The following is a 12,497-nucleotide window of genomic DNA, read 5'->3' as shown; positions in this document are numbered from 1 at the left end:
AGAACCCCCGCCCGACAAGGCGGGGGTTTTTGCATTGAGGCGGCGGAAACGCGCGCGGAATGCCAAGTGCAAGGCGGCTGGAGCTGACGCACCCAAGGTCTTGTTCCAGGTGCCCACGGTTCTCGAGCAATCCGCCACTTCGCACCACCGAGATCGCTCGGCACCCCTTATCCAGATCAGACCAATCCGCGATCAGTTAGCGCCAGCCAAGGTCGATGAATTTGGCAAAGGTGCTGTAATGGCCGATGATGCCCGACGTTGTTCGATGATCGTCGAACAACGTCACTTTCCGGAAAAATCCCCCGACTTGATGTTCTCGTCCCGCCATTCGGTGACTGTGGCGCGAAATCGTCATAAAAATCTATGCGCATAAAGTCCATTTGCGCGACATGCCCGGCAAAGCAGATAAGCAGCCCTTCAGGGTAATATCGCCGTTCATCCCGATTCCCGGTGTTCATCTGCATAAGCCGGCACTCGGTGTCCTTCGCATTCCGTTTCCCGCACCGTTCATGACCGACAGCCCCGCACACGCACAAAGTGGTCGGACGACCGACTTCTTGCCATACCTGGTCGCTGCAACGTTCTTCATGGAGTATCTCGACACGACCGTGATCGCGACTGCGCTGCCGCAGATGGCGTACTCGTTCGGCGTCGGGCCGAACGCGCTGAGCCTCGGGATGACGGCCTATATGCTGGCGCTCGCGGTGTTCATCCCGATCAGCGGCTGGATCGCGGATCGTTATGGCTCGCGCACGGTGTTTGCCACCGCCATCTTCGTCTTTACCGGCGCGTCGGTGCTGTGCGGGCTGTCCGAGGGGGTGATGACGTTCACAGCCGCGCGTCTGCTGCAGGGTGTCGGCGGAGCGATGATGGTGCCGGTCGGACGGATGATCGTCGTTCGCAGCACCGAGAAGGCTAAGCTGATGCGCGCAATCGCGACGATCACGTGGCCGGGCATTGTCGCGCCGGTCGTTGGGCCGCCCATTGGCGGCTTCATCACGACCTACGCGTCATGGCGATGGATCTTCCTGCTGAATGTCCCGTTCGGCATTGTTGCGCTCGTCTGTACCTGGCTGATCGTCCGGAACACGCGTGCCGACGAGCAACGACCGCTCGACTGGGTCGGCTTCGTGCTGGCAGGCGCTGCGCTGACCTGTCTGCTGATCGGTACCGAAGCGGCTGGCCAGCAGGACGTCGACTTCACGCGCGCGGGTATTCTGGTGGGCGCGAGCGTGCTGTTCGGCATCGCCGCGTGGATGCACGCGCAACGCTGTGCGCATCCGCTGCTCGATTTCACGACGCTGAAGGTGCCGACATTCTCGGTGACGGTGATCACCGGCTCCATCACGCGGATGGCGATCAATGCCGTGCCGTATCTGCTGCCGCTGCTGTTCCAGATCGGCTTCGGGCTGTCGCCGTTCCAGTCCGGCCTGCTGCTGCTCGCCAGCGCGCTCGGCAATCTCGGAATGAAGGCGGGAACGTCGTGGATCCTCGATCGATTCGGGTTCCGGCGCGTTGCGCTCGTCGACGTGACGATCGTCGGTCTCTTCACGATCGCGTGTGGCTGGCTGACAGCGTCGACGCCGCTGGCGATCACGCTGTTCGTCGTATTCGTCTACGGTCTCACGCGGTCGATGCAGTTCACGACGCTCGCGACGCTGGCGTATGCGGATATCCCGGCTCGACAGACGAGCGCGGCCAGCACGCTGTGGAGCGCTGCACAGCAGATGACGATCGGGATGGGGATCGCATTCGGTGCGTTGTCGCTGCGGCTCGCGGCGTTGGTGCGTGGCGACGCGGCCGGCATGCATTACGTGCTCGACGACTTTCGCTGGGCGTTCGTTGCGGCGGGCGTGCTCGCGCTGCTGACGTTGCCCGGTTATGCGCGGCTGGCTTCCAATGCTGGCGATCGCCTGCGGGCAAATGCGGCCCGCGGGTAAGCAAGACTTCTCATTGCATTGGCGTTGCGACAGGTGAGGGCTTCATTTTTGTCGCTCATTTGAAACGTCGATCCGTCATGGCGACGATGGTCTGCAGGACAGTGTGCCCGTCGCCCGTCGCCCGTCGCCCGTCGCCCGTCGCCCGTCGCCCGTCGCCATGCGCCGACCATGCGGCGGCGGCACGGCACAACGATCCTCGCGCAATGATGTGCGGTGCTTGTTGCGCAAACTCACCGGCATACCGAATGGCGCGACAACATCACGTTGCACCCCGCAGGCTGTCACTGCGCGTCATGGAAGATGATGCCGACCGTGTGGCGGTGGCCGCTTCGGATTCTGCTCACGCCATGGCGCAAGTTGACGCGGTAGACGCCGCGCGTTCCCTGCACGGGCCTGCCGTGGACGGCGAAGATCACCGCGTCGCCTTGTGTGAGCGGCACCACTTCCGCGCGTGACTGCATGCGTGGTCGCTGTTCCGTCAGCACGAACTCGCCGCCCGTGAAATCCCGACCAGGTACCGACAGCAGGATAGCGACCTGAAGCGGAAAGACATGCTCGCCGTACAGGTCCTGATGAAGGCAGTTGTAGTCGTCGGGACCGTATTGCAGGATCAGCGGCGTCGGTCGTGTCTGTCTCGCCGCGTGGCAGCGATCGAGGAATGTCCGGTGCTCTTTTGGATAGCGGATGTCGATCCCGAGTGCCTGGTTCCAGCGATTGGCGATCGGCGCGAGATGCGGGTAGAGCGTCGCACGCAGCTCGGCGACGACCCCGGGCAGCGGGTACGCGAAGTACTTGTATTCGCCGCGCCCGAAGCCGTGCCGTGCCATCACGACGCGCGAACGATAGAGCGCATCCCGCGGATAGAGCGAGGCGAGCGCATCGCACTCGCTCGCGGAGATCAGGCCCGGTACTCGCGCACATCCGTAGCGATCGAGTTCGATATCGACGGCCGGCCAGTCGATTGCATCGACGCGTTGCGCGATGTCCGCCGATTCGACGGCAGGTTGCAGATTGGCGATATTCACGGGCGTACCTCGGTTCGTCAGCGGTGTGGCGCCGTACGGTCGCGCGGAATATTCGCAAGCGTCGCGTGCACGGTTGAAGCCACGATGAAAGTTGATGAACCCAGTCTAGCGGCATCCGTGTGCCGGCGCGCTCCAGATCTTGCTCTCCAATCCGGAAAGGCGGAAAAGGCAACGACGTGGCACGGCCCCATCGAATGCCGAGACGTGTCGAAGCGGAGAAGGAACCGTGAAATTTTTCACGGCAGGCGACCGGCTTTCACCGGCCACCTCCCGTTTACCCGATCACGCCACTGACCGGAACAACCAGTAGAGCCCGCCTGCCAGCACGATGGACGCGGGCAGCGTCAGCACCCACGCGAGCACGAGGCTGCGCACCGTGCTCCACTGCAACCCGGATCCGTTCGCGGCCATCGTGCCCGCGACGCCCGACGACAGCACGTGCGTCGTCGACACGGGCAGCCCGTACACGTCGGCGGCGCCGATCGTCAGCATCGCGACGAGTTCGGCCGACGCGCCCTGCCCATACGTCAAATGCTGCTTGCCGATTTTTTCACCGACGGTCACGACGATCCGCTTCCAGCCGACCATCGTGCCGAGGCCCAGTGCGATCGCGACGGCGACCTTCACCCACGTCGGAATGAACTTGGTCGCGTGGTCGAGTTGCTTGCGATAGTTGTCGATCGCGAGCTTGTCGTCGGCGGCGAGCGCCGGCTGCCCCGACTTCTCGATCAGGCGAATTGCTTCGGACACCAGATACATCGTGTTGCGCACGTTGTCGACGTCGCGTTGCGGCACCGCCGCCATCGACCCCGACATGCCGACCGCGGTCGCGAGCGACGTGGACAGCTGTTGCACGGCAGGCAGCACGGCGGGCGTCAGTTCGCGATGCTGCACGTAGTGCTCGACGTCGGCGCGCGGGTTCGCGGACGGCGCGACGCCGTTCGTGTACTTCCCGAACGTTGCGGCAGCCTGGTTCGCGACGGCGACGAAGGTCTGCGTTTCGGCCGGCGTGACGGCCTTGTTCAGCGCATACGCGGTCGGCACCGTACCGATCAGGATCAGCATGATGAGGCCCATCCCTTTCTGCCCGTCGTTCGATCCGTGCGCGAACGACACACCCGTGCAGGTCAGGATCAGCAGGCACCGAATCCAGAACGGCGGCGGTTGATCCTTCTGTGGCTCCTTGTACAGCTCGGGAATCCGCACGAGCGCTTTCAGCACGAGCAGCAGCAGTGCCGCGCACAGGAAGCCGACGATCGGCGAAAACAGCAGCGACTTGCCGACACCGAGCGCCTGGCCCCAGTCGACGCCGCTCGTGCCGGACGGCCCGTGCATCAACTGGTTCATCAGGCCGACGCCGATGATCGACCCGATCAGCGTATGCGAGCTCGACGACGGTAGCCCGAAATACCAGGTCGCCAGGTTCCACATGATCGCGGCGATCAGCAGCGCGAACACCATCGCGAAGCCGGCGCCGCTACCGACCTGCAGGATCAGTTCGACCGGCAGCAACTGCAGGATGCCGAATGCAACGGCGCCGCTCGAGACCATCACGCCGAGGAAGTTCCACATACCGGACCAGATCACCGCGACGTTGGGCGTCAGCGAGTGGGTATAGATCACGGTGGCCACCGCGTTCGCGGTGTCGTGGAAGCCGTTGACGAATTCGAAGCCGAGCGCGATCAGCAGCGCGGCGCCGAGCATCAGGTACGGGAATAGCGACCCTTCGCGGACCGGCGACAGATCGGCGATCAGGTGTGTGGCGATATAGGCGGCGCCGAACGCGAGCACCAGCAGGAACACGGCATAGCCGACCTGCCTGGTGCGTGCGACTGAACCCGGATTGTTCGATGCGGACGAAGCAGGATGATTCATGACGGCATCTCGTAAGGGAACCGCGTCCGATCCTAGCTTTCGCTAGCAGTCAGTTTGATGACAGTACGGATAGCGAATCATGGTCTTACGGATGTGTAAGGGGAAGGCGCCGTGACGTCGTGACGCAACTTGCCGTGCACGGCTCGCGTCGTCGTCCATATAGTGAACACCAGCCTGCGCACCGGCATGCGGGCCGTCGAAAGTGCGCAGTGTGCGAGCGCGGCTAGCGCAGCATGCGTGGCGCGCTCCACGTCGATTCGCGCGCCAGCGCGACGAATGCGGCCAGATAGTCGATCGACGCATCCGCCTCGCGGATGCCGAGGAAGATCTGTTTCGCGATGCCCTTCTTGCCGAGCTTGACCGGCACGACCGGCATCCGGTCCGCGTATTCGTCGGCAAGCCACCTCGGCAGCGCAGCCACGCCGCGCCCGCTCGCCACCATCTGCAGCATGATGTCGGTCGTCTCGATCGACTTGTGGCGTCTCGGCACGATGCCGGCCGGCGTCAGGAACTGGTTGTAGATGTCGAGCCGGTCGGTCTCGACCGGGTAGGTGATGAGGACCTCGTCGGTCAGCTGCTCGGGCGTCACGTAGTCGGCGTTCGCGAACCGATGCGCATCCGCGACCACCAGCACCTGCTCGTAATCGAACACGGGATCGAAGCGCAGCCCCGGCTTGTTCAGCGGATCGGGCGTCACGAGCACGTCGATGTCATGGCCGAACAGCGCGCCGATGCCGCCGAACTGGAAGCGCTGCTTCACGTCGACGTCGACGTCCGGCCAGCGCGACAGATACGGCGACACGACCTTCAGCAGCCACTGGTAGCACGGATGGCACTCCATCCCGATGCGCAGCGTGCCGCGCTCGCCCTTCGCGTACTGCTTCATCCGCTCCTCGGCGAGTTCGAACTGCGGCAGCAGCCGGTTCGCCAGCTTCAGCAGATACTGCCCGCCCTGCGTGAGCCGCAGGCCGCGTCCTTCCCGGTCCCAGATCGGCGTGCCGAGCTGCTGCTCGATTTTCCGGACGGTATGGCTGAGCGCCGATTGCGTGAGATGCAGCGCATTGGCGGCCGCGGTCAGCGAGCCCTGGCGCTCGACTTCGCGGATCACGACGAGATGGAATCGTTCCAGCATGGAGATCGTTCACCCGACAGATACATGAACAGATTTAATGGATGAATGAAATAATGCCATTTTATTTCATGAGATGAAATCCCTATGATGGCTGCCGGATCTTCAATTTCTTCTGGATGGCAGCTTCATGGTTACGACACACAACCTCGGTTTTCCGCGTATCGGCGCGAAGCGCGAACTCAAGTTCGGTCTCGAACGCTACTGGAAGGGCGAATCGACGCGCGACGAACTGAAGGCACTCGGCGCCGAACTTCGCCAACGCCACTGGAACGACCAGCGCGACCTCGATCTCGTACCGATCGGCGATTTCGCGTTCTACGATCAGGTGCTCGACATGAGCTTCACGCTCGGCAACCTGCCGAAGCGCGTGCAGGACTTCCATGGCGATGCGCTCGACAACTATTTCCGCGTCGCGCGCGGCCGTTCGGCGCAGTCGGCGGAAGAACACGCGGCATGCTGCGGCGGTGTCGCGGCCGGTGAAATGACGAAGTGGTTCGACACGAACTATCACTACATCGTGCCGGAGTTCCACGCGGACACGAACTTCTCGCTCGATCCGTCGCGCCTGCTCCAGCAACTGGCGGAAGCGCAGGCGCAGGGCGTCGCCGCGAAGCCGGTGATTCTCGGCCCCGTCACGTATCTGTGGCTCGGCAAGGCGAAGGACGATTCCGATCGCCTCGCGCTGCTGCCGAAGTTGCTGCCGGTATATGGCGCGCTGCTCGACACGCTGACCGCGCAGGGTGTCGAATGGGTGCAGATCGACGAACCGATCCTCGTCACCGAGCTCGACGCCGAATGGCGCCTGGCGCTGCGCACCGCGTACGACGCGCTCGAGACGCGCCGCATCAAGCTGCTGCTCGCGACGTACTTCGGACAGCTCAAGGAAAATCTGACGCTCGCGGTCTCGCTGCCGGTCGACGGCCTGCATATCGATGCGATCAACGCCCGCGACGAAATCGATGCACTCGTGCGCGAACTGCCGGCCGACCGCGTGCTGTCGGTGGGCGCGATCAACGGCCGCAACATCTGGAAGACGGACCTGAACGCGACGCTCGACTGGCTCGAACCGCTCGCGCAGCGACTGGGCGATCGCCTGTGGCTCGCACCGTCGTGCTCGCTGTTGCATGTGCCGGTCGATCTCGCGAACGAGGAGAAGCTCGACGCGGAGATCCGCGCATGGCTCGCGTTCGCGCTGCAGAAGCTCGACGAACTGAAGGTGCTCGCGACCGCGCTGAACGAAGGCCGCGACAAGGTGGCCGACGCGCTCAGCGCGAATGCTGCCGCGATCGACGCACGCCGTCGCTCGCCGCGCGTGAACAACCCGGCGGTGAAGGCCGCGATCGCGCGCATCGACGCGCAACTCGGCAATCGCGCGAGCCCGTACACGCAGCGCGCGCCGAAACAGTCCGCGCGCCTGAACCTGCCAGCGTTCCCGACGACGACGATCGGCTCGTTTCCACAGACCGCCGAGATTCGCCTGGCGCGCAGCCAGTTCAAGGCCGGCGTGCTGGATGAAGCCGGTTACCGCGAGGCGATGCAGGCGGAAATCGCGCGCAGCGTGCGCGAGCAGGAATTGCTCGAGCTCGACGTGCTGGTGCATGGCGAAGCCGAACGCAACGACATGGTCGAATACTTCGGCGAGCAGCTCGACGGCTACGCATTCAGCCAGTTCGGCTGGGTGCAGTCGTACGGTTCGCGCTGCGTGAAGCCGCCGATCCTGTTCGGCGACATCAGCCGCCCGAAGGCGATGACGGTCGAATGGATCGCGTATGCGCAGTCGCTGACGAACAAGCCGATGAAGGGCATGTTGACCGGCCCGGTGACGATCCTGAACTGGTCGTTCGTGCGCGACGACCAGCCGCGTTCGGTGTCGTGCTACCAGCTCGCGCTCGCGATCCGCGACGAAGTGCTCGATCTCGAGAAGGCCGGCGTGCGCGTGATCCAGATCGACGAGGCCGCGCTGCGCGAAGGGCTGCCGCTGCGCCGCGCGCAATGGGACGAGTACCTGGAATGGGCGGTCGAGTCGTTCCGCATCACAGCGAACGGCGTGCAGGACGATACGCAGATCCATACGCACATGTGCTATTCGGAGTTCAACGACATCATCGCGTCGATCGCCGACATGGATGCGGACGTGATCACGATCGAGACGTCGCGGTCGGACATGGAGCTGCTCGACGCGTTCGACAGCTTCAGGTATCCGAATGAGATCGGGCCGGGCGTGTACGACATCCACTCGCCGAACATCCCGACGCAAGATCACATCGTCGGCCTGATGAAGAAGGCGGCCGAGCGGATTCCGGCGGAGCGCCTGTGGGTGAACCCGGACTGCGGGCTGAAGACGCGCCAGTGGGCGGAAGTGATTCCGGCGCTGACGAACATGGTCGCCGCCGCGAAGACGCTGCGCAGCCAGGTGCGATAACGCGCGAACGCGGGGCGAATGTCGTCGCGATCGACGATCGGGCGGTATAAACGGCGGCCCGCATGTCGTGATGAGCGTTTGGGGACGTTGCGGCGTACCGCGGTACGCCCAATGCAAACGGGCAGGCGATGTCGCCTGCCCGTTGCGTGGGGTTACGCGGTGCGTGCGCCGCGCGGCAGCGTTTCGTCCGCCTTGCCGGGCGCGCCGGCATCGTCGATGCTGACGCGGCGCGAGATCAGCCACACGCACACCGACGACAGCACGGCGGCGCTCGTGTACTGAATCGCGAGCGGCCACCATTGCGGCGCGGTGTTCTGTGCGATCAGCGTGGCGACGAGCGGCGTGAGGCCGCCGGCGATCGCACCGCACACCTGGTACGCGATCGAGATCGCCGTGTAGCGGATGCGCGCGATGAAGATGCCGCTGACGAAACCCGCGACCACCGAGTAGTAGCCCGATTCCGCGAGCGTCGCGAGGCCGACGCCGACCGTGATCGACAACGGCGTGCCCATGTGCACGAGCGGCAGCATCACGAACGGCACGATCGCGGCCCAGGCGCCGGTGATCAGCAGCACGCGCGTCGTGCCGAAGCGCTGCGCGATGAACGCGGCGGCGAGCTGCACGACGAACTGCAGCACGGCGACGATCGTCATGCAATGCAGCACCATCGACCGGTCGAGCGACAGGAACTGCGTCGCGTAGCTGATCATGAAGATGTTGCTGAAATACACGCCGGCGATCCCGTACACGTTCGCGCCGATCGCGAGCAGCAGCAGCGGCCAGTACTTGAGCGCCTCGCGCACCGGGTTCTGCGCGGTGTTGCCGCTCTTCCTGACTTCCTCGAACTCGGGCGACTCGGACACGCTCGCGCGGATCACGAAGCCGACCGCCAGCAGCACGGCGCTCGCGAGGAACGGCACGCGCCAGCCCCAGCTCATCATGTCGTCCTTCGACAGCGTGCTGATCGCGCCGAACGCGAGCATCGACAGGATCAGGCCGCTCGCGCTGCCGAGCTGCGCGAAGGACGCGAAGAACGTGCGCTTGCCTGCGGGCGCATGCTCGCCGGCGAGCAGCACCGCGCCGCCCCATTCGCCGCCGACCGCGATGCCTTGCAGCACGCGCATCAGAACCAGCAGGATCGGTGCGATCACGCCGGCCTGCGCATGGGTTGGCAGCAGGCCGATCGCGACCGTCGACACGGCCATCAGCATCAACGTCGCGAGCAGCGAGCGCTTGCGGCCGAAGCGGTCGCCGAGATAGCCGAACATCACGCCGCCGAGGGGCCGCGCGAAGAAGCCGACCGCGAACGAGCCGAACGACGCGAGCAGGCTGACGAAACGGCTTTCGCCGGGAAAGAACAGCGGCCCGAACACGATGGCGGCGGCGGTCGCGTAGCTATAGAAGTCGTACCATTCGATCGTGGTGCCGACGAATGAAGCGAGCGCCGCCCGCTTCGGTTGCTTGATGGCAGTCCCCATCTGTTATGTGCTCCTCTGGAATCCTCTGATTTGGAATAGGTCGTGTGCCGGGATCAGTCGCGGTACGCGACGCCGGGCAGCACGCACAGCAACTCGTAGGCGAGGTTCGCGCCGAGCAGGGCCGTGGTGCCGAACGGGTCGTACGGCGGCGCGACTTCGACGAGATCGCAACCGACGATGTTCAACCCCTTCGCGCCGCGGATGATCTCGAGCGCCTGCGGCACCGTGAGGCCCGCGATTTCCGGCGTGCCGGTGCCCGGCGCATAGGCCGGATCGATGCCGTCGATGTCGAAGGTGATGTAGACCGGCGTGTCGCCTATGCGCGCGCGCACTTCTTCCATCAGCGGCGCGAGCGACTTGTTCCAGCATTCCTCGGCCTGGACCACGCGAAAGCCCTGCTCGCGGCACCAGTCGAAATCCTCGGCGGAGTAGCCGGTGCCGCGCAGGCCGATCTGCGTGACCTTGTCGCCGTGCAGCAGGCCTTCCTCGACCGCGCGGCGGAACGGCGTGCCGTGCGCGATCTTTTCGCCCATCATCGTATCGTTCACGTCGGCGTGTGCATCGACGTGGATCAATGCAACCTTGCCGTGCTTGCGGTGGATCGCGCGCAGGATCGGCAGCGCGATCGTGTGGTCGCCGCCGAGCGTGATCGGCTTGCAGTCGTGCGCGAGAATCGCGTCGTACGCGGTCTCGATGCGCGCGATGGAATCGTGCAGGTTGTACGGGTTGATCGCGACGTCGCCGATGTCGGCGATCTGCAGCGAATCGAACGGCGCGGCGCGCGTGGCCATGTTGTACGGGCGCAGCAGCACCGATTCCGTGCGGATCTGGCGCGGGCCGAAGCGTGCGCCGGTGCGATTGGAGGTGCCGAGGTCGAACGGCACGCCGACGAAACACGCGTCGAGGCCGGCGGCGCTCGCCACGTGCGGCAGGCGCATCATCGTCGCGATGCCGCCGCTGCGCGGCATTTCATTGCCGCCGAGCGGCTGGAAATGGGTGTGATCGTTCATGGGCTTGTCTCTTCCGATGTGGGGTTGCCGTATCATTCGACGCGGCCTGGCGCATAGTTTTACGCGTCCGACCGGAAATAAGAATGCGAAGATATCGACGTAAACATCGATTTTCATCGATGTATGGAAGGGGAATAGCGTGCTGGGGAATCTGTCGACCCTCGATCTGCGGTTGATCCGCGTGTTTCTCGCGGTCACGGACGCGGGCGGCGTGTCGGCCGCGCAGGCGATGCTGAACGTCGGCCAGTCGACGATCAGCGCGCAACTGTCGTCGCTCGAGACGCGGCTCGGCTACCGGCTCTGCGAGCGCGGCCGCAGCGGCTTCCGGCTCACGCCGAAGGGCGAGCGGTTCCACGCGATGAGCCGCAAGCTGCTCGCCGCGCTCGACGAATTCGGGATGGCCGCGCGGCACATGGACCGCCAGCTCGTCGGTACGCTGAATATCGGCCTGATCGGTCATACGCCGGTCAGCCAGAACGCGCGGATCGCGGAGGCGATCGCCGCGTTCCGCACGCGCGACCAGGCCGTGCGCTTCTCGATCTCGGTGCGTGCGCCGGGCGATCTCGAGGAAAAACTGCTGAGCGGCGAGATCCAGATCGCGGTCGGCTACTTCTGGCATCGCGTGCCGACGCTGCACTACACGCCGCTGTTCGTCGAGCGGCAGGTCGCATACTGCGGCCGCGGCCATCCGCTGTTCGAACGCGCCGGCGCGCTGACGCCAGCCGACGTCGCGGGATTCGAATGGGCCTGGCGCTCGTATCCGCTGCCGGAAGCGCAGATGTCGACCACGCCCGATCGCGTGACCGCGACCGCCGACAACATGGAGGCGGTCGCGCTGCTGATCCTGTCAGGCCATCACCTCGGCTATCTGCCGCAGCACTTCGCGGCGCCGTATGTCGCGCAAGGGCTCCTCGCGCCGCTCAGCCCGGATCGGCTGCATTACGAGGTCACGTTCCACATGGTCGTGGCGCGCGATGGGCGCGGCGATCCGCTCGTCGAGGCGTTTCTCGAGGATCTCGAGCGCGCGCACCAGTCGCCCGACGTCGTGTGAACCGGCGTGCGGCCAGGCAACGCCGGCACTGTGGATGAATGTCACGCCGGAGCGGGCCGCGGCCTGCATCACGGCACCGGCAACCCCGCGTCATGCTTCACCTCCCGTAGCGACAGCGCCGATTCGATCGACGTGACGCCCGGCAGCATCCGCAGCGAGTCGCGCAGGAACGTGCCGTAGTCGTCGAGATCGCGCGCGACCACCTGCAGCAGGTAGTCGGCCGTGCCCGCGACGTTGTGGCACGCGAGGATCCGCTCGATGCCGAGCACTTCCCGTTCGAACCGGTCGGCGACCTTGCGGTCGTGCGTCGCGAACCTCACGAGCACGAACGCGACGACGCCGAAGCCGAGCGCCTGACGTGACAACTGCGCGCGGTAGCGCTCGATGTAGCCGTCGTTTTCGAGACGTTTCAGGCGCCGCGCGCACGGCGTTTCGGACAGGCCGACGGATTCGGCGAGGCGCGCGATCGGCAGGCGGCCGTCGCGCTGCACCGCGGCGAGAATCGCGCGATCGGTTTTGTCGAGTTCGGTCATGTTGGCGGAATCCGTGTCTGGATTTCATGAT

The 12,497-nt window shown here is 65.0% G+C and carries 10 protein-coding genes; 4 read left to right on the top strand and 6 right to left on the bottom strand.

Going from position 1 to position 12,497, the window contains the following annotated elements; genetic code table 11:
- Together ACV22V_RS28210 and ACV22V_RS28205 are read left to right on the top strand one after the other, a co-directional pair.
- A partial coding sequence (locus ACV22V_RS28210) for a hypothetical protein (RefSeq protein ID WP_448016148.1) occupies positions 1 to 373 on the top strand: 373 nt, incomplete at its 5' end.
- 136 nt (positions 374 to 509) lie between these two features.
- Positions 510 to 1,940: a DHA2 family efflux MFS transporter permease subunit gene (locus ACV22V_RS28205; protein WP_448016147.1), complete on the top strand. Its 1,431-nt coding sequence runs from the start codon at positions 510 to 512 to the stop codon at positions 1,938 to 1,940.
- Between the two features lie 281 nt (positions 1,941 to 2,221).
- Here ACV22V_RS28205 and ACV22V_RS28200 read toward each other — a convergent pair whose 3' ends face one another.
- The 3 genes from ACV22V_RS28200 to ACV22V_RS28190 all read right to left on the bottom strand — a co-directional run bounded on the left by ACV22V_RS28200 (position 2,222) and on the right by ACV22V_RS28190 (position 5,972).
- Positions 2,222 to 2,965 (bottom strand): 2OG-Fe(II) oxygenase, encoded by a 744-nt coding sequence (locus ACV22V_RS28200; protein WP_448016146.1) that lies wholly within the window; start codon positions 2,963 to 2,965, stop codon positions 2,222 to 2,224.
- A 282-nt stretch (positions 2,966 to 3,247) separates the two neighbouring features.
- Positions 3,248 to 4,840 (bottom strand): inorganic phosphate transporter, encoded by a 1,593-nt coding sequence (locus tag ACV22V_RS28195; RefSeq protein ID WP_448016145.1) that lies wholly within the window; start codon positions 4,838 to 4,840, stop codon positions 3,248 to 3,250.
- Between the two features lie 223 nt (positions 4,841 to 5,063).
- Complete coding sequence (locus tag ACV22V_RS28190; protein ID WP_059532643.1) at positions 5,064 to 5,972, bottom strand: LysR family transcriptional regulator; 909 nt, start codon at positions 5,970 to 5,972, stop codon at positions 5,064 to 5,066.
- A gap of 127 nt (positions 5,973 to 6,099) precedes the next feature.
- On the opposite strand from ACV22V_RS28190, the gene metE reads away from it, so the two are divergent.
- Positions 6,100 to 8,394, top strand: a complete 2,295-nt coding sequence (metE, locus tag ACV22V_RS28185; protein WP_448016144.1) for a 5-methyltetrahydropteroyltriglutamate--homocysteine S-methyltransferase — start codon at positions 6,100 to 6,102, stop codon at positions 8,392 to 8,394.
- 152 nt (positions 8,395 to 8,546) lie between these two features.
- Here metE and ACV22V_RS28180 read toward each other — a convergent pair whose 3' ends face one another.
- Positions 8,547 to 9,872, bottom strand: a complete 1,326-nt coding sequence (locus ACV22V_RS28180) for an MFS transporter (protein ID WP_448016143.1) — start codon at positions 9,870 to 9,872, stop codon at positions 8,547 to 8,549.
- A 53-nt stretch (positions 9,873 to 9,925) separates the two neighbouring features.
- Positions 9,926 to 10,882 carry an agmatinase gene (speB, locus tag ACV22V_RS28175; protein WP_448016142.1) on the bottom strand — a complete coding sequence of 319 codons (957 nt, stop codon included), beginning with the start codon at positions 10,880 to 10,882 and terminating at the stop codon, positions 9,926 to 9,928.
- A 139-nt stretch (positions 10,883 to 11,021) separates the two neighbouring features.
- Here speB and ACV22V_RS28170 point away from each other — a divergent pair, with 139 nt between their 5' ends.
- Positions 11,022 to 11,933 carry a LysR family transcriptional regulator gene (locus ACV22V_RS28170; protein ID WP_059532632.1) on the top strand — a complete coding sequence of 304 codons (912 nt, stop codon included), beginning with the start codon at positions 11,022 to 11,024 and terminating at the stop codon, positions 11,931 to 11,933.
- A gap of 68 nt (positions 11,934 to 12,001) precedes the next feature.
- Here ACV22V_RS28170 and ACV22V_RS28165 read toward each other — a convergent pair whose 3' ends face one another.
- Complete coding sequence (locus ACV22V_RS28165) at positions 12,002 to 12,466, bottom strand: Lrp/AsnC family transcriptional regulator (RefSeq protein WP_050016315.1); 465 nt, start codon at positions 12,464 to 12,466, stop codon at positions 12,002 to 12,004.
- Positions 12,467 to 12,497: the final 31 nt, after the last annotated feature.

The sequence above is a fragment of the Burkholderia sp. AW33-5 genome (genome assembly GCF_053427615.1).
The sequence above is the reverse complement of the archived record's forward strand: the minus strand, read 5'-3'. Positions and strand labels throughout refer to the sequence as shown.